Source organism: Clostridium sp. UBA871 (assembly GCF_002295255.1).
GTDB lineage: Bacteria > Bacillota > Clostridia > Clostridiales > Clostridiaceae > Clostridium_J > Clostridium_J sulfidigenes.
In genome coordinates, this window is the sequence record NZ_DBFV01000002.1 from 196,507 (window position 1) to 214,565 (window position 18,059).

General features: G+C 30.5%; 17 protein-coding genes. 13 read left to right on the forward strand and 4 right to left on the reverse strand.

Annotated elements, in window-relative coordinates; translation table 11 throughout:
- The first annotated feature begins 33 nt into the window (after positions 1-33).
- The 8 genes from B3086_RS01015 to B3086_RS01050 all read left to right on the forward strand — a co-directional run bounded on the left by B3086_RS01015 (position 34) and on the right by B3086_RS01050 (position 9,117).
- Entirely contained in the window at positions 34-549 is a 516-nt protein-coding gene (locus tag B3086_RS01015; RefSeq protein ID WP_346848787.1) for a peptidylprolyl isomerase, read from the forward strand.
- A 15-nt stretch (positions 550-564) separates the two neighbouring features.
- Complete coding sequence (locus tag B3086_RS01020) at positions 565-936, forward strand: DUF3783 domain-containing protein (RefSeq protein ID WP_346879851.1); 372 nt, start codon at positions 565-567, stop codon at positions 934-936.
- An 83-nt stretch (positions 937-1,019) separates the two neighbouring features.
- On the forward strand, positions 1,020-1,712 hold the full coding sequence (locus tag B3086_RS01025) for a helix-turn-helix domain-containing protein (protein WP_346848788.1): 693 nt from the start codon (positions 1,020-1,022) through the stop codon (positions 1,710-1,712).
- 65 nt (positions 1,713-1,777) lie between these two features.
- Positions 1,778-3,493: a S8 family peptidase gene (locus tag B3086_RS01030; RefSeq protein ID WP_346848789.1), complete on the forward strand. Its 1,716-nt coding sequence runs from the start codon at positions 1,778-1,780 to the stop codon at positions 3,491-3,493.
- Between the two features lie 93 nt (positions 3,494-3,586).
- Entirely contained in the window at positions 3,587-4,951 is a 1,365-nt protein-coding gene (locus B3086_RS01035; protein ID WP_346879852.1) for a peptidoglycan-binding protein, read from the forward strand.
- 162 nt (positions 4,952-5,113) lie between these two features.
- Positions 5,114-5,791: a response regulator transcription factor gene (locus tag B3086_RS01040; RefSeq protein ID WP_346879853.1), complete on the forward strand. Its 678-nt coding sequence runs from the start codon at positions 5,114-5,116 to the stop codon at positions 5,789-5,791.
- Between the two features lies 1 nt (position 5,792).
- The gene (locus B3086_RS01045) at positions 5,793-7,304 is read left to right on the forward strand and encodes a HAMP domain-containing sensor histidine kinase (RefSeq protein WP_346848792.1); all 1,512 of its coding nucleotides are present in this window, start codon (positions 5,793-5,795) and stop codon (positions 7,302-7,304) included.
- A gap of 34 nt (positions 7,305-7,338) precedes the next feature.
- Entirely contained in the window at positions 7,339-9,117 is a 1,779-nt protein-coding gene (locus B3086_RS01050; protein WP_346879854.1) for a heme NO-binding domain-containing protein, read from the forward strand.
- A gap of 106 nt (positions 9,118-9,223) precedes the next feature.
- Here the strand turns inward: B3086_RS01050 and B3086_RS01055 are convergent, their stop codons facing one another.
- Both B3086_RS01055 and B3086_RS01060 read right to left on the reverse strand, forming a co-directional pair.
- A complete protein-coding gene (locus tag B3086_RS01055; RefSeq protein WP_346892683.1) occupies positions 9,224-10,120 on the reverse strand; it encodes a radical SAM protein in 897 nt (298 codons plus the stop codon).
- A 159-nt stretch (positions 10,121-10,279) separates the two neighbouring features.
- On the reverse strand, positions 10,280-11,356 hold the full coding sequence (locus B3086_RS01060; RefSeq protein ID WP_414632262.1) for a transporter: 1,077 nt from the start codon (positions 11,354-11,356) through the stop codon (positions 10,280-10,282).
- A 308-nt stretch (positions 11,357-11,664) separates the two neighbouring features.
- On the opposite strand from B3086_RS01060, the gene B3086_RS01065 reads away from it, so the two are divergent.
- Entirely contained in the window at positions 11,665-12,600 is a 936-nt protein-coding gene (locus B3086_RS01065) for a TIGR01212 family radical SAM protein (RefSeq protein ID WP_346892637.1), read from the forward strand.
- Between the two features lie 34 nt (positions 12,601-12,634).
- Complete coding sequence (locus tag B3086_RS01070) at positions 12,635-13,351, forward strand: 2-phosphosulfolactate phosphatase (protein WP_150845450.1); 717 nt, start codon at positions 12,635-12,637, stop codon at positions 13,349-13,351.
- A gap of 59 nt (positions 13,352-13,410) precedes the next feature.
- On the opposite strand, the gene B3086_RS01075 is transcribed toward B3086_RS01070, so the two are convergent.
- Positions 13,411-13,608, reverse strand: coding sequence for a hypothetical protein (locus tag B3086_RS01075; RefSeq protein ID WP_346892639.1), 198 nt, complete (start codon positions 13,606-13,608; stop codon positions 13,411-13,413).
- A gap of 271 nt (positions 13,609-13,879) precedes the next feature.
- Between B3086_RS01075 and B3086_RS01080 the strand changes: the two genes are divergently transcribed.
- Entirely contained in the window at positions 13,880-14,134 is a 255-nt protein-coding gene (locus tag B3086_RS01080) for a phage holin family protein (protein WP_035134826.1), read from the forward strand.
- Between the two features lie 75 nt (positions 14,135-14,209).
- Here B3086_RS01080 and B3086_RS01085 read toward each other — a convergent pair whose 3' ends face one another.
- Positions 14,210-15,385, reverse strand: a complete 1,176-nt coding sequence (locus B3086_RS01085; RefSeq protein WP_346876339.1) for a class I SAM-dependent rRNA methyltransferase — start codon at positions 15,383-15,385, stop codon at positions 14,210-14,212.
- A gap of 263 nt (positions 15,386-15,648) precedes the next feature.
- Between B3086_RS01085 and B3086_RS01090 the strand changes: the two genes are divergently transcribed.
- Both B3086_RS01090 and B3086_RS01095 read left to right on the forward strand, forming a co-directional pair.
- A complete protein-coding gene (locus tag B3086_RS01090) occupies positions 15,649-17,205 on the forward strand; it encodes an ABC-F family ATP-binding cassette domain-containing protein (protein ID WP_346876340.1) in 1,557 nt (518 codons plus the stop codon).
- 168 nt (positions 17,206-17,373) lie between these two features.
- Complete coding sequence (locus tag B3086_RS01095) at positions 17,374-17,925, forward strand: hypothetical protein (RefSeq protein ID WP_346892641.1); 552 nt, start codon at positions 17,374-17,376, stop codon at positions 17,923-17,925.
- The last annotated feature ends 134 nt before the right edge of the window (positions 17,926-18,059 follow it).

The window sequence follows — 18,059 nt, forward strand, 5'->3', positions numbered from 1 at the left end:
TAAATAATATAAAGAAAGAAAAGAGGAAGATGTATGAATCCAATAGTAACTTTTGAAATGGAAAACGGAAAAATAATGAAGGCGGAATTATATCCTGAAATAGCTCCCAATACAGTAAAAAACTTCATAGACTTAGCTTATAAGGGATTTTATGATGAATTAATTTTCCATAGAGTAATACCAGGTTTTATGATTCAGGGCGGTTGTCCAGAAAAATCAGGAATGGGCGGACCAGGATATTCAATTAAAGGAGAATTTAGTGGAAATGGATTTAAAAATGATTTAAAACATACTAAGGGTGTTTTATCAATGGCTAGAGCTCAACATCCAGATTCAGCGGGTTCTCAATTTTTTATAATGGTTGCAGATGCACCACACCTAGATGGAAGCTATGCTGCCTTTGGTAAATTAATAGACGGTCAAGATGTAGCAGATGAAATAGTAAGCTCTCAAACAGATAGAAGAGATAGACCATATGAAGATCAAGTTATAAAATCTGTAACTGTAGAAACTTTTGATGTAAACTACGGAGAACCAGAAAAATTATAATGGAAGGTATTTAATATGAATATACTTAAAGATAGATTAATCATAGCTTATGGGCTTAATGATGAAGAGATAGATAAACTAAATATAAAATTCAAAGATATATGTATAAAACCATGTGTATCAATAAATGAAAATATGGGAGAATATACTTTAGAGCATATATTAAAAGAAGAGAGCTTATCAGATAGTGAGACTAAACTACCTGAAGAAAAAGTTATTATATTTAATGGATTTTTAGGTGTTTATCTTCAACAAGCTGTTAAAAAGGTTAGAGAAGTTTTAGGTGCAAAACCAATATTAGCGTCTACTACACCCAATTCTGTTAAAATGACTCTTCATGAATTGATAGATCATTTAGTAAAAGAGAGACAATATTATCAAAAATAATTTTTAAGTCTAATAATTTAGAAATCCTCTAGGACTAGAGGATTTCTATTTAGATTAAGGAGATACAGGGAGGATAATTAAGAATGAGTACTGTTGGAGAAAGAATTAAACAAGGAAGAAATGCTAAGGGAATGACTCAAAAGCAACTTGCTAAGAAGCTTGGAGTATCAGAAAACTATATAAATGATGTTGAGAATGGAAGAAAAGTTGTAGAAGAAAAGTTTATAGAAAGAGTAGGTAAGGTTTTAGGTGGAGATCTTGCAGAAATGACTACGCTGTTTGATAATATAGCTTATGAAGAAAGAAAATCTTCAGAAAGTAATTTAAAGACACATAATGTAGCGAAGGGTAATAAAGTAAAAGAAACTATAAATGAAGTATGGAATGATGCATTTAGTTCTGTTCTTAAGTCTGTAGGAATTTATAGCTATGATTTAAACAAGCCTATAGGAAAAAAAGAGTTACCTGTTATATCAAATAAAATAGAAGGATATGCTCAGGATAAGGTGCTATATATTAAAATTGAAAACGATGATTTATTAGGATTTAGAATTTGTCAAGGAGATTTAGCATTTGCTAACCTAACTTCTGAAATAGAAAATAATAAGATATATCTCATGGATGTAAATGGAGAAAGAGTGATAAGACAGTTAAAGAAGCTAGATAGTAATAAAGTTTTAATAATAAGTAATAAAAATATGGTTCGTACAGAAACAGCTCATCCTAAAGAGGTAAAGGTTATTGCAAAGTTAAATAGATTAGAAGTTCAACTATAATCTATTTAATAACATTTTTAATATACATTCATACTATAACTATATAAGAATTTGGAGGTATGGGTGTGCAAAAGGCTGATGGATTATTAAATTTACTTATAAATGTACCAGAGAGTATAAGAAATGAGATTATATATGGATATGGAATTGGAGATGTTGAAGAAACTAACATTGAATTAATTATACTTTATAGTGGGACTCCAGAGGTAATGGAAGAGAAAATAAATGCTATTGGAGGTACCTTTGAAGATTTAGATTTCGGTTATGGAATTATAACTATACCAAGAGGCGATGTTGAAAAGCTAGTAGGAATAAGAGAAATCAACTATATAGAGTTACCTAAAAATTTATATTTATCCTTTGAACCTAGTAATAGAGCTTCATGTATAACAGAAGTAAATACTAACTATGGATTAGAGGGAGAAGGGGTACTTATAGGATTCATAGATTCTGGAATAGATTATGTAAATCAATCATTTAGACTTGACAATGGAGATACAAGGATTGATTTTATTTATGATTTATATGAAAATAGAAGGATTTATACAAGAGAAGAGATAAATGCAGCTTTAAGAAGTCCAGACCCATACTCATTAGTACCTCACGTTGATAGAGCAGGTCATGGTACTCATGTGGCTGGTATAGCATGTGCTGGAGGGAATATACCAAGGAGATTTTATGGGGTAGCTCCTAGAAGTTCTATAGCCATGGTTAAAATGACAAGAGAGATAGGAGGACAGGGAGCAAAAAGTACCCAGTTAATGAGAGGGATTAAATTCTTAATTGATAAAGCTTATGAATTAAATAAGCCCCTGGTTATAAACATAAGTTTTAGCACGAATGATGGAGCACATACTGGAAATAGTTTGTTAGAGCAATATATAGGTATAGTTTCTACAGTGCAAAGAGTTAACATAGTTGTAGCAGCAGGAAATGAAGGGGATAGAGCACACCATGTTGGTGGTGAACTGGGTAGAGCACAAGAAATACGATTTAATGTTGGAATAGATGAGAGAATATTAATAATACAATTATTTAAATCATTTTTAAAGGATATTAACTTAAATCTTATATCACCAAGTGGAACTAGTAGTGGTGAATTAAGATTAACTAATGCATTAAATCAAGGAAGAATAGGTAATACTGAGTATTTTGTATTCAATACAGGGCCAACACCTTTTAGTATAGATGGCGAAATAATAATTGTACTTTCAGGGGTAGGAGAAGAAACCATAGCTAGTGGAATATGGACTATGAACATGACTACTAATGAAAATGTTCTAGGAAGCTATGATATGTGGTTACCTATTGCAGAAGGATTAAATATTGCTACAAGGTTCTTAGGACCTAGTACTGCTAATACATTAGGTATACCGGGAACTGTACCAGATGTAATAACCGTTGGTAGTTATAATTTTATAAACTCTACTATATCACCATTCTCTGGAAGAGGAAATGCTGAATTAAACCCTGTAAAACCTGATTTAGTGGCACCTGGAGAAAATATAGAATCATCTACTCCGGGAGGTGGATTTGAGCCACGGTCAGGAACATCAATGGCTACACCTCAGGTGGCAGGGGCATGTGGACTTTTAATGGAATTTGGAATTATAGAAGGAAATGATCCTTATTTGTATGGAGAAAGAGTAAAATACTTTTTATTAAAAGGAGCCAATAGAAGTAGAGTAGATGTACAGTATCCTAATAATAGTTGGGGATATGGTACTTTATGTCTTGCAGGAGCTCTTAGGGTATGGAATAATGAAGTAGCTTCAAGGTAGGAATAAATTACAATTTTACTATAAAGAATATGTAACTTTTCTATGATAGTCATCATAATATATATATTGAAGTATTATTTTAAGGAGAAATTTATGGCAGACATAGGTAGGTTGCAGGTTCAAGTGTATAGAGTAAATACAGCTATACCAATAAGTAATGCCAATATTACGGTATCAAGAACAGATGGAGAAACTAGAGAGCAAGTTACTACCCTAACTACTAATCCAGAGGGACAAACGGAGACTATAGAATTAGAAACTCCAGAAATAGAAAGGTCATTAAATCCAGATAATACCCTTATACCTTATGCCCTTTATGATATAGATGTAACGGCAGAAGGCTTTGATGAAATAAATATAAGAGGATGCCAAGTGTTGCCGCGACAAACAGCGTTACAGATATGTAATCTGATTCCAACAAGTCTTAATAGAGAGATCACAGAGGATGAAGATGTACAGGTAGTCAGGGTTATAGAGATTCCACCTAATGTTCAATTTGGTGATTTTCCACCTAAGATACCTGAGGACCCTAATAAAGCTTTGCCACCTCCACCAAGTGGTTTTGTAGTTTTGCCAGAGCCAGTTGTACCAGAGTTTATAATCGTACATGCAGGGGCACCAACTAATACAGCAGCACCAAATTATACTGTTCCATATACAGACTATATAAAAAATGTAGCCAGCTGTGAAATTTATGCAACTTGGCCAGAGGCAACTATAAGAGCTAATGTATACTGTATCATTTCATTTACTTTAAATAGAATATACACAGAATGGTATAGAAGTAAGGGGTTTAATTTTGACGTAACAAATTCTACAGCCTATGATCAAGCTTTTGTTTACGGAAGAAACATATTTGATAACATAAGTAGGATAGTAGATGAGTTATTTGCTACCTATGTAAAGAGGTCGGGAGCTAAACAACCTTTACTTACGCAATACTGTGATGGTAGAAATGTTCAGTGTCCAGGATGGCTTACTCAATGGGGCAGTAAGGATTTAGGGGCTCAAGGATGGATTCCATATGATATATTAAGAAATTTCTATGGAAGTGATATAGTTCTTGAAAGAGCTGAAAAGGTTTCTGGAAGTCCAAGGTCATATCCAGGTTTTACTTTACGACAGGGAGCCAGTGGAGAGCCAGTTAGAACCACTCAAACCTTTTTAAATAGAATAGCACAAAATTATCCTCTAATACCTAAAGTGGCTATTGATGGAAAGTATGGTTCTACAACTGCCAATCAAGTAAAAGTATTTCAACAGGTATTTGGTCTTCCGCAGACAGGTGAAGTAGATTATGCTACATGGTATAAGATTTCGGCTATATATACAGGAGTAACTAAAATCGCAGAATTAAGAAGTGTTCATGAGGAAGAAATTGAATATTCATACTTTATTCCACATTGGCCATATAAAGATGCAACGGATTTACCTAGAATTAAATATCCTAAAAATTGAGTATATAATCTATTAATGAACTTCGAAGTTATCTCGGAGTTCATTTTTGCGTATAAAAACAACATGCAAAAAATATTTTAATAAAATATTCAAGTAAATAATTATAGAGTATAAAATAAGGTATAATTATTATTAAGAAGAGAAATACAAGGAGTTACGGATATGGATAATATAAAGGTATTATTAGTTGATGATGAAGAGAATATTAGAAACTTGTTGGAAGCTTATTTAAAAAAGGAAGGGTTTATAACATTACATAGCTCTAATGGTAAAGAAGCTATTGAGATTATAGAGAATGAATCAGTAAATTTAGTGGTACTAGATATAATGATGCCTGTTTTGGATGGATTTGAGACATTAAAGGTTATAAGAAATAGATGGAATATACCAGTAATAATGCTTAGTGCAAAGGAAGAGGAAGAAGATAAGCTTTTAGCATTGGGATTTGGTGCAGATAATTATGAAACAAAGCCCTTTAGTCCAAAGGTTTTAGTAGCTAAAATTAAAGCGTTAATAAAGAGGAGCTATGGAAGTAGTATAGATAAAAGTACGGGAATTGTGATAGGGAATCTTTATATAGATGAAGAAGGTCATAGAGTTATGGTAAGTGATGAAGAAATTAATCTTTCACCAACAGAATTTTCTTTGCTTATATATTTCCTGAAAAATAAAAATATAGTTCTTACTAGAGAGCAAATTCTTACAAAAATATGGGGTTATGATTTTGAAGGAGATATACGTGTGGTTGATACTACGATTAAGAGACTTAGAGAGAAGCTAAAGCACATGAATAAAGTGATAGTAACAGTAAGAGGCTTTGGCTATAAGATAGAGGTTTAGTATGAATAAAATAATTAATTATTATAAAAAGATAAAGGGAAATATAGAAAGAAGCATTACATTGAAAATGTTTGTTGTAACTACTGTGGTGTTTATAGCATTTTTGACTATTACTCTTTTAAGTCAGAGAATATTGTTTGAAAAGATATATAATGATAAAAAGGAAAATGATATTAAAAGCAATGTGATAAAGTTTAGGGATACTCTAAGTAATCCAAAGGATGAAAGGGAAATAATAGAGAGTATTAAGAAGTTTGAGAATAATTATAACACATCTATAGGAGTGGTAAACACAGAAAATAATATTATAGTGACCTTTAAAACTGACTCAGAAACTATAGATAGTAAAAATACAGAAATTTTTAATTATGTTATTAAAACTATAAAGACAGATCCGGAACTATTAAACGAGATGATTAATAAAAAACAGGTAACTATTTCATTTAAGAACAGCGAGAACACTAAATATTTAGCTTCTGCACTTCTACATGAGAATAACATAATAGTAGGATTTACATCTTTACAATATGTAAAAGAAGCCATGGGGGTTATAGGGATATTTTATAAGTATTTTTACTTAGGGGCTATAGTAGTAATAGTTATATTAGCATTAATTTATTCGAAATTTATTACAAAGCCATTAAGAGAAATAAATAAAGTGGCTGTAAGAATGAGTAATTTGGATTTTAGTCAGAGATGCACTATGGTATATGAAGATGAAATTGGAAACCTTGGGGAAACATTAAATTTTTTAGGACAAAACTTGGATAATTCTTTAAATTCATTAAAAGAAGTTAATAGAAAACTACAAAATGATATCCACAGAGAAAGAGAAATTGAGATTATGAGAAAAGAATTTATAGCAGATGTATCTCATGAATTAAAAACCCCTATTACTTTAATAAAAGGATATGCAGAAGGTATTAAGGATGGCGTATTTTTAGAAGACAATATGAATTCATCATTAAATGTAATTATAGAAGAATCTGATAAGATGAGTAATTTAGTTAGAGATATGCTTCAAATATCATCTTTGGAAAGTGGAAAGGTAATCCTTAATAAAGAATTATTTTTTATTGATAATTTAGTGAAAAATGTTGTAAAGAAATTACATCATAGTATCGATAATAAGAATGTAAAAATAGATTTGAATCTATATGAGAAACAAATTTATGGGGATGCATTTAAGATAGAACAAGTAATAACCAATTTTCTTACGAATGCAATAAGGCATACTCCCTGTGAGGGAAGTATATTTGTTAAAATGTACCCACGGGGGAATATGACTAAGTTATCTTTTGAAAATACAGGTGAGCTTATTAATAAGGAAGAAATTGATAAGATATGGGATAAATTTTATAAGATAGATAAGTCAAGAAATAGGAAAGATAGTGGTACAGGACTTGGACTATCAATTGTTAAAAATATAGTAGATTTGCACCAAGGTAAATGTGGAGTTGAAAATACCAAAAGAGGTGTAAGATTCTATTTTGAATTGCCAAATCAGTGCTAATATACTATAGCCATAGAAAAGAGGGGTATTAATTATGAAGGGCACAGTTGTATCAATATGGCTAAATACTTGTAGAAAACTTTATAATGATTCACAAGTAAATGAAGCTATGAACCATGCTGGATGGGAGACAAATAAGATATTTTCTCCACTAGAAGAAGTAGACGACAAAGTAATAGCTAAGTTTATTTCAAAGCTATCAGAAGCTAGAGGTTTAACTAAAGAGAAATTATGGAATGATATAGGAAAAGACAATATACAATCCTTTGTTAATGTATATCCAGTATACTTTAAAAAGAGAAGTGCATATGAATTTTTAAAATCACTAAATGATATACATATAGCAATAACTAAGAAAATTTCAGGAGCTAAGCCTCCAGCAGTAGATATTGTTCAGACATCTAAAAGAAAAGCGGTGATGACTTATTCATCTAAAAGAAAGATGTTTGATTATTTCTTAGGTATGCTTGAAGGAACTTTTGAATATTTTAATGAACAATTAGAGTATGAAATTTTAGAAAAGTCTGGAGATGTGATGAAAGTGGAAGTGACTTTTGAAAAAGAAATAAATAGCAAAAAAAGTTATGGATTTAATAAAATCTTATCACTTGGATTTGTAAAATCATTATCAGTTAAGGCATCCATATTTACTTTTATATTAACTCTTATTGGATCAACATTAATACTTGGAGTTAAAAGTATAGTTCCAGCTTTAGAAATTACAGCTGTAGCTACAGTAGTAACCTTTATAGGTACATATTTATTATTAAGACCTGTTAAAGCTATCACTGGATTAAAAGAAGATAAGGAAAGGTCATATGATGTTATTAGCACCAAGGATGAGCTTGAAGGATTATATGAAGTTATAAAATCAGGAACTAATATATCTTCAATGGATATGACAGAGTTTGATGCTAATGTTAGTGAGATGGTAGAATATCTTAATAAGGTTAAAGCTATTTCAAATGTAATGGAAGGCTCATCTAAAGAAATATCTACAGTAGTAGAACAAATGTCAGAAACTAGTGTGGACCAAGCCAACAATACAGAAAGAGTAGCATCAGGATTGAATGATAATATTAGAGCTTTAAATAACTTAGTAAACAGTGAAAATGAAAATAAATTAGCTATGGAAGATACTATAACGAAAATTACTGCTGGGTTTGATGAGATAAAGACTGTAAGTAATAATATTCAAAAAACATTAGACAAGTTCCAAGAAGTAAAAGAAACTGGAATAAAGTTAAACAATAAAGCTAGTGATATTACTAATATAGTATCAATAGTAGCTCAAATTTCCGACATGACAAATCTTTTAGCATTAAATGCTTCTATAGAAGCAGCTAGAGCTGGAGAACATGGTAGAGGTTTTGCTGTTGTTGCAGAAGAGGTAAGAAAGCTTGCAGAACAAACTAAAGATGCTGTTGAAGAAATTAATTTAAATCTTAAAGAATTTGCAGAGGATATTAAATATACTGTAGATAGCATAGATGAACAGTATGTAGCCCTTGAAAAACAAACTGATGGATTAGAAAGAATTAGAGATATAAGTGCGGGTACGACTACTGCTGTTGATAAAGTATCAGAATCAATGATTACTACAATCAATGATTTAGGTAGAGAAGTTAAAGCTATAGAAGGAATGTATGACAATGTGGAATCATTAGCAGCTATTGCAGAAGAAAATTCTGCATCATCTCAAGAAGTTAGTGCCAGTGTAAATACCTATACTGATGAAATGATTAAACTTACAGAAGCTATAGGTGAGGTTCAAAGAATTACAGAATATTTTAGAAGTACACTAGATGTATAATTAATGATAAAAGCATTCTTAAGGTAAAGTTCATGAGATTTTACCTAAGAATGCTTTTTATTTGTTTAGTTTTATTACGGTTAAAGAGCTTTATAATATTAGAGTTTTAAATCCCTTGCAGATTGAAATCTGGGACATAAACTGTTGAGTTAGATCCACATTCTTGGATAAAGGCATTTTTAAAGCCTAAATCTATACAGTAATCTATTAAAGAGTCATAATGACTAGGGTTAAGAGGTTTATTAATTTCATCATATTCTGCTGCTTTAAACATAGGTGTATACTGATTCATTAGGCTTAAGTATACTGAATCTCCAAAGGTTTTATATATGTAATCTACTATTTTTTTTGAATCGAATAAAAGTCCAGGGAGCATTAGATGTCTTATAATAACACCTCTAATTAAAATTTCTTCATCATTAAATATTGGAATACCTACTTGATCCACCATTTCCTCAATAACCTTTGACGCTATGGTGAAATAGTTAGGAGCAGAAGAATACTTTATTGCATATTTATCATTAAAATACTTTAAATCAGGAATATATACGTCTATGTATCCTTTAAGAGCTTTAATGCTCTCTACGTTTTCATAGCCATTGGAATTATAAACTACAGGGATATTAAGTCCATTTTCTTTAGCTTTATCCAAAGCAATTATTATTTGAGGTATATAGTGAGTAGGGTTAACTAAGTTTATATTATGGTATCCTTTAGCTTGTTGCTCTAAAAATATTTCATTTAATCTTTCTATAGAAACTTCCTTACCTATGTCAGACTGACTAATATCATGATTTTGGCAAAATACACATCTAAGGTTACAATTTGAAAAGAAAACTGTACCAGAACCATTAGTGCCAGACACACAGGGCTCTTCCCACATATGACCATAGGCCTTAGCAACTTTTACTTTAGCTCCACTTTTACAAAAGCCTACCTTTGCAGAGTTTCGATTTATACCGCAATTACGAGGGCATATATTACAATTATTGAGAGCAGTCAAATCTTTCATAATTAATTATCTCCTTACATAGTAAACATAGCAAATACTATATTTATATTTGAAAGTAAATAAACACTACTAACATAGTAGTGTTCATCTTATATAACATCAGTATAATTAAAGAGGAGCAAAAAGTGAAGTAGCCTATATAAGTTTTAATTATTTTTTTACCTTATTCATTTTAAAGTAGAACCCAATGCATTGAGCTATAAATACTAAGCTAACTATTCCGAAACCGGGATATAAGAAAGTTATAAGCTGTTTAAAGCCTATTTGAGATATAGGAAGGGCTATTAAAAGAATGAGTATAACACCTCTCTTATAAGGGATGTTGTATTTATTTTCAAGGGTCTTACCAACACTATATATATCTGAAACTTCTGTAGAAAACATCTCACACCAAATAATACATAAAAGAAGAATTTGCATTAAAGAGATAAACTTACTAGCTACAAAGAGTAGTGGAATTTCATATTTAAAGATTTCAGGTATATTTGCCATTAACATTGAATTAATTAAGAAAGCAAGTAGAGTAAGGACAAGAGCCCCAATGGTTAATCCAGAAATAATAAGGCGTTTATTTTTGATTTCTTTACTAATGGGAACAAGAACTCCACTACAGGATAACATGTTAAATCCTGCATAGAGAAGTGATGATATAATCCACTGTTTATCTATAATAAGGTTTTTGTATACTGGTACTTGTTTCATATAGTCCATAGATATAGTATCCTTTGAAAAGAGAAGATAAAGGACAAATATAGTAATAATTATAGTAGTAAGGCTAGGTACTATTATGGAATTAATAGCTATTAGGCCCTTAGTGTCATTTAATAAGGTAATAAGTGCAATTCCAGCCATTACAAACACTCCAACAAGTCTTGGAATTCCAAAGTGTTGATAAAGTAAAGCACCACTACCTGCAAGAATTATAGCAGCTCCTGAGATTAAAAAGAAGCTAGTAAGATAATCTGTTATTTTTCCAAAGAAACCAGGGCTTACAAGGGTTATAAAATCAGTATAAGAATTTAAGTCATATTTTAAACTTATAGACACTATAATGGAACTTATTATTATGTAAAATACTGCACAGAGTAGAAGTCCATAAAAACTTGAAAACCCATAGGTAGAAAAAAATTGAGTTATTTCTTGACCAGAAGCAAGGCCTGCTCCTACAATGGTGCCAATAAAAACAGTGGCAGCTTGAAAAATTAATTTAAGATTCTTCAAAGTTATCCCCCCAAATTATGATAGCTTGTATATTTATATTGAAGTCCACACAAGAATATGTGGAAAACTATTAATATGTGGAAAACTTTTTAAAGTATTGTTAGTAAATTTTCATTTAGGTATCTGAAAATAAATAATAAGTCAAAGATGAGAAGTATAACACAAAATAGACAAGCATTCTGAGTTGTTTATTTTTTGAAGATGTCTTAGTGGATTTTGAAAGATAAAAGAGTTAAACTATAATTGAATATAGAAGATTACTATATGGATATATTTAAAATAGATAACAGAAGAATAGGATAGGAAGATTAGAAATGAGAAAAGATTTTAATGGAAAGAGATATCATAATTTAAATTATTTTTTAAGAAAAAAGTTTAATGGACAAAAAACTTTTAAAATATCATTAGATGGTGGATTTACATGTCCTAATAGAGATGGAAAATTATCAAAAGGTGGGTGTATATTCTGCTCTGAGAGTGGCTCAGGAGATTTTGCTGGAGATAGGTTATCATCTATAACTGAGCAGTTTGTTAATATAAAGGAAATGATGAATAAAAAGTGGAAAGATGGTAAGTATATAGCTTATTTTCAGGCTTATACAAATACCTATGCGCCTGTAGAAGTATTAAAGAAAAAATATGATGAAGCATTAACACAAGAGGATGTGGTTGGACTTGCCATTGCTACAAGACCAGATTGTTTAGAAGAAGATGTGTTAGAATTATTAGAAGACTATTCAAAAAGGGTATATACTTGGGTAGAACTTGGACTTCAAACTAGCAATGATACTACAGCTACCCTTATAAATAGAGGCTATAAGTTAGAAATATTTAAAAAAGCAGTGGAGGAACTACATAAAAGGAAAATAGATGTGGTGGCACATATAATCTTTGGACTTCCAGGAGAAAGTAAAGAGGATATGTTAAAAACCGTTAAGTATATTTCTAAGCTTCCCATAAAAGGAGTTAAGATTCACCTTCTTCATGTAATGAAAAATACAAGGCTAGAAAAGCTGTTAGATGAAGGCAAGATTACATTACTAGAAATGGATGAATATATTGAACTTGTAACTAAGGCTATAACAATGTTACCACAGGATATAGTAATTCATAGACTTACAGGAGATGCTCCAAGAAATTTATTAGTAGGTCCTATGTGGAGTTTGAAAAAGTGGGAAGTCTTAAACGCCATAGATAATAAGTTAGTCACTGAAGACCTATATCAAGGAAAATATTATAAAGAAGATTGATTTAATTAAATGTATAATCAGGGGGGAATAGTACATGAATATTGATGTAGTTATATCTGCACAACATATTAAGCCAGAAAAATTTAAAGATAGGATAGTGGTTGTTATTGATGTCTTAAGAGCAACTTCAGTAATGGTTACAGCATTAAATAATGGTTGTGATAAAATAATTCCTGTAAAAGAGATAGAAGAAGCTATAGATATTGCAAGTAAAGATAAAAATAAATATCTTTTAGGAGGAGAAAGAGGGGGAATAAAAATAGATAAATTTGATTTCTCCAATTCACCTTTAGACTACATTGAGGATATAGTAAAAGGTAAGAGTCTTATAATGACTACCACAAATGGGACTAGAGCTATTAAAAATAGTGAGGAAGCAGAGAAGATATTTATAGGTGCTTTAATAAATGGAAGAGTAGTAGCAGAAAAATTAGCTAAGTTAAATAAGGATGTAACCTTTGTAAATGCAGGAACCGATGGAGAGTTCTCTATGGATGACTTTATAACAAGTGGGTATATAATCAACTGTTTAAGAGATATAATGAAAAACCATTGCACCTTAACAGATATAGCAAAAACTTCAGAATATGTATATATAAATAATCCTAGTATAATAAGTTTTGTAAAAGATGCACTTCATTATAAAAGGATGAAGGATCTCAGGTATAATGAAGATTTAAGATATTGCCTTTCAAAGGATTTAATAAATATAGTTCCAGAATACAAGGATGGAGAAATAAAGATATATTAATGAACAGATTTCTAAGCTTCAGAGGGAGTTTTACTCCTACTGAGGCTTAGAAATCTATTTTAAGAACTGCTGCTTTTAGCAGTTCTTTTTCTTTTAGCTAAAGTTAAAAATATAACTTCATATACTACAGTATATAAGGTAAAGAGAGCTATGAAAATAATTTGCTCAATACCATTCATTTTAGAGGTAGCAAACAATATTATTATAGGGAAACAAAAAACAATCTGAACAAATCTTAGAATGGATAAGCCTTTCATAACATCACCTTTTACAAAATATTACTATATTATTATTGTTACACTTTTAGAACTAACATTCAATAAAAACTGTACAACAAATTTATATCTCATTATCCTTATAATTTAAGAAAATCAAAGAATAAAATTACAATATGTAAAAATAAGTGAAATCATAAGTGATATGCATAAGTATACCTAGTAGTAAATAACTAAAATTTTATTGAATTTATATAAAATAATGTACTCATGTAAGAATAAAATGAATAAAATATATAAAGGGGGAATATTTATGGAATTCTTTAGTTATATTACAGAGAATGCATTGATACTAATACCAGTGCTATATATAATTGGTATGATTTTAAAAGGAATAGAGAAGATAAATGATAAATATATACCAGTAATTTTGCTTCCTGTAGGCATACTGTTATCTATGGGAGTTATGCACAGTTTTAGTGCTGATGCAATAATTCAGGGTGTTTTAGTTACTGGGGCTAGTGTATATGCTAACCAACTAGTAAAACAAAGTCAAAAGAAAGAGTAAAGAAGATTTAAATATAAGAGCTATATAATTTATAAATCAAATAAGATTATAAATTATATAGCTCTTTATAAATAATTAAACCACTTGGAAGATATAAAATTTTAAGTAGTATGATTCATCACTATTCCAAAGAATTGGATGATCAGGAGCTTGAGTTCTAAATTCTACTTGTCTTAGGGTAACCCTTGCATCTTTAGCTGCACTGGCAATGGTATCTCTAAACAGTTCAGGATTCATAAAGTGAGAACATGAACATGTTATAAAATAACCACCTTTATTAACTAATTTCATTCCTCGAAGGTTTATTTCTTTATATCCTCTTGTAGCACTTTTTATAGTAGAACGAGATTTGGTAAAGGCTGGTGGGTCAAGGATAACCACATCATATTTTCTGCCTTCATCAGACCACTCACGAAGTACATCAAAGGCGTTGTGACATTCAAATTTAACTACATCTTGTAGATTATTAAGCTCTGCATTACGTCTACAGAATTCTACTGCATGCTCTGATATATCTACTCCTAATACTGATTTAGCACCAGCAACACCAGCATTTAATGCGAAGGAACCAGTGTGAGTAAAGCAGTCTAGCACAGTGGCATCTTTGCAAAGCTTATGTATAGCAGCTCTATTTTCCTTTTGATCTAAGAAAAATCCTGTCTTTTGCCCATTTTCAACATCAACATAGTACTTAACGCCATTTTCAACTATCTGAATCATAGTATCAAAGGGTTCGGTTAAAAAGCCTTTAATCTGTTCCATGCCTTCAAGGATTCTAACCTTAGCGTCACTTCTCTCATAAATACCTTTAGCACCATATTCTTCTACTAGAATTTTTACAATGATATCTTTATATTTATCAATGCCTAGAGCTAGAGATTGAATAACGTAGTAATCTTCTAATTTATCAATTATAAGTCCAGGTACAAAATCAGCTTCTCCAAACAAAAACCTACAGCTAGAAGTATCTATTATCTTTTTTCTGTATTCCCATGCAGCTCTAAGTCTTTTTCTAAAAAATTCTTCATCAATTTCTTCATTGATATCTCTAGTCATAATTCTTATAGTAATTTTAGAAACATCATTAATATAACCTTTTCCGATGAATTCCTCTCTGCAATTATATACTTCTACAATGTCTCCATTTTCATATTCACCATCATATTCTTCTATATCAGTAGAGTAAACCCAAAGGTGACCATTCTCCACACTTTTTCCTTTTCCCTTTAGTAGATAGAATTTACAAGCCATTTACATCCTCCTATTATCAAAACAATAAATTATTAATAATAATTTATATTGTCAAATTTAAAATTGTTCTATATAAAAATTAAATTTCCTAAACTTTATTTAGACCTCTTATAGTATAAATTTATAGAGAGGATTTTGCAAATAAATTATTTAATTTTTACCATAGAAAAATCTTTGGCAGTAAAGTATAATATTCTTGGTTTGAATTTTTTTAACGCATACCATTTAATGGTGATAGTCAGAAGGATATAGGAGGAAAATGTATGAGTATACTTACAGTTAAAAATATAAGTCATGGTTTTGGGGATAGAGCAATATTTGAAGATGTATCCTTTAGATTATTAAAAGGGGAACATGTAGGTTTAATTGGAGCTAATGGTGAGGGTAAATCTACTTTTATGAATATAATAACTAGTAAACTTATGCCTGATGAAGGCCAAGTAATTTGGTCTAATAATGTGAGGGTAGGATATATGGATCAACATGCAGCTTTAGAACAAGGATTAACTATAAGAGATGTACTAAGAGATGCATTTAAATACCTATTTGATTTAGAGACTGAAATGAATGAACTTTATGGGAAAATGGGTGAAATGGACGAAGAACAAATGAATAAGGCATTAGAAAGAACTGCTATTATTCAAGATATGCTAGATAATAACGGGTTTTATGTTATAGATGCAAAGGTTGAAGAAGTTGCTAAGGGATTAGGACTTTTAGATGTAGGGCTAGATAAAGATGTAACGGCTTTAAGTGGAGGCCAAAGAACTAAGGTTTTACTTGCAAAGCTTCTACTTGAAACTCCAGACATATTACTTCTAGACGAGCCTACAAACTATTTAGATGAAGCACATATAGAGTGGCTGAAGAGATATCTACAAAGCTATGAAAATGCATTTATTCTAATATCTCATGATATTCCTTTCTTAAATTCTGTAATTAATCTTATATACCATGTGGAAGATAGAAAGTTAAGTAGATATGTAGGAGACTATGAAGAGTTTAAGAGAATATATGAAGCAAAAAAAGAACAGCTTGAAAGAGCATATGAAAGGCAACAAGCTGAAATTGCAAAACTTGAAGATTTTGTTGCAAGAAATAAAGCCAATGTTGCTACATCTAACATGGCTAAATCAAGGCAGAAGAAGTTGGATAAAATAGATAGAATAGAGCTTTCTAAGGAAAAGCCAAAGCCAACATTTAACTTCAAAACAGGAAGAGCATCAGGTAAGGTTATTTTTGAAACTAAGGACTTGGTTATAGGATATGATAGTCCATTAACAAAGCCTCTTAATATTTCTATGGAAAGAGGACAAAAGATTGCCCTTGTAGGAGCCAATGGACTTGGAAAAACAACTCTACTTAAGAGCCTTATGGGAGACATAAAACCTATAAGTGGAGAAGTTACCCTAGGTGACTATCAACAAATAGGATACTTTGAGCAAGAAGGTGCATCAGGAAATAAAAATACTTGTATAGAAGAATACTGGAAGGAATTCCCTAGCTGCACTCAATACGAAGTCCGTGCCGCCTTAGCTAAGTGTGGCTTAACTACTAAGCATATAGAAAGTATGGTTATGGTACTATCAGGAGGAGAAGCTGCCAAGGTAAGACTTGCAAAACTTATAAATAGGGAAACAAATATACTAATCCTTGACGAGCCTACCAATCACTTAGATGTAGAAGCAAAGGATGAATTAAAGAGAGCATTACAAGAATATAAAGGAACTATATTACTAGTTTGCCATGAACCAGAGTTTTATAAAGATGTAGTAACAGATATATGGAACTGTGAGGATTGGACAACAAAAATAGTGTAATGACAGAATTGAAACAGTCGATTTTACATTAAAGAGCATCATATTTATTATGGTGCTCTTTGTTTTAATAAAATAAAAACAGAATATGTATAAGGTGGTGAGAATGTTGGATAAATGGTATAATATAGAATGAAATCAAAATAGATAAAGGTATTGGAGTATATGGTAATGTATGTTGTGTTGTTTGTTTTACTTTGTATTGTAATGTGTCCGATAGTATTGTCTAGAGCAAAGAAGAAGTCAAGAAAAGAATCTAATGTAATATTTGATGAATACATTAATAAAAACGGATTAGCAGTAACGAAATTCATAGATATACCGGATTATGATGGAAGTTCAAAGTTTGTTGTTGATGATGTGAATAAAAAGATTCACTATATGTCAGTTAAGAAGGATAATCCGAGTAATATAATACATAGACAGTTTGAATATAATGATGTTATAAAATGTGAGTTAGTTAAAGATAGTAAGATAAAGCTTGTAGAAGATAAGTTTTCAATCTTTGATAATATTAATCAAAAAGAATATATTAAGAAGTTTGGATTAAGAATTACATTTAATGATATTTCATTTCCTTTCTTAGATATTTATTTTATTAATTCGGTTACAGGTATGACATTAACAGGGTTAGGTAATATAGTTAATACAGTTAATGAGTGGATTGCAATAATGAATATAGTTATAGAAAATGGTAAAAGAGACAAAGTAAATGCAGTTTAAGAGATAGAGTTAGCTATCTCTTTTATTTTTTTGACTATTTTCGACAAGTTATTTACTTATTTTACCAGTTTTGATATAATGTAAATATACCAATTAAATAAACATTTCTATAAAACAATGAATTATCTTGTTGA

Excerpts from the sequence above, each read along its gene's own strand:
- B3086_RS01015 (WP_346848787.1), top strand. The coding sequence starts at position 34 with ATGAATCCAATAGTAACTTTTGAAATGGAAAACGGAAAAATAATGAAG.
- B3086_RS01020 (WP_346879851.1), top strand. The coding sequence starts at position 565 with ATGAATATACTTAAAGATAGATTAATCATAGCTTATGGGCTTAATGAT.
- B3086_RS01025 (WP_346848788.1), top strand. The coding sequence starts at position 1,020 with ATGAGTACTGTTGGAGAAAGAATTAAACAAGGAAGAAATGCTAAGGGA.
- B3086_RS01035 (WP_346879852.1), top strand. The coding sequence starts at position 3,587 with ATGGCAGACATAGGTAGGTTGCAGGTTCAAGTGTATAGAGTAAATACA.
- B3086_RS01040 (WP_346879853.1), top strand. The coding sequence starts at position 5,114 with ATGGATAATATAAAGGTATTATTAGTTGATGATGAAGAGAATATTAGA.
- B3086_RS01045 (WP_346848792.1), top strand. The coding sequence starts at position 5,793 with ATGAATAAAATAATTAATTATTATAAAAAGATAAAGGGAAATATAGAA.
- B3086_RS01050 (WP_346879854.1), top strand. The coding sequence starts at position 7,339 with ATGAAGGGCACAGTTGTATCAATATGGCTAAATACTTGTAGAAAACTT.
- B3086_RS01065 (WP_346892637.1), top strand. The coding sequence starts at position 11,665 with ATGAGAAAAGATTTTAATGGAAAGAGATATCATAATTTAAATTATTTT.
- B3086_RS01070 (WP_150845450.1), top strand. The coding sequence starts at position 12,635 with ATGAATATTGATGTAGTTATATCTGCACAACATATTAAGCCAGAAAAA.
- B3086_RS01075 (WP_346892639.1), bottom strand. The coding sequence starts at position 13,608 with ATGAAAGGCTTATCCATTCTAAGATTTGTTCAGATTGTTTTTTGTTTC.
- B3086_RS01080 (WP_035134826.1), top strand. The coding sequence starts at position 13,880 with ATGGAATTCTTTAGTTATATTACAGAGAATGCATTGATACTAATACCA.
- B3086_RS01085 (WP_346876339.1), bottom strand. The coding sequence starts at position 15,385 with ATGGCTTGTAAATTCTATCTACTAAAGGGAAAAGGAAAAAGTGTGGAG.
- B3086_RS01090 (WP_346876340.1), top strand. The coding sequence starts at position 15,649 with ATGAGTATACTTACAGTTAAAAATATAAGTCATGGTTTTGGGGATAGA.
- B3086_RS01095 (WP_346892641.1), top strand. The coding sequence starts at position 17,374 with ATGTATGTTGTGTTGTTTGTTTTACTTTGTATTGTAATGTGTCCGATA.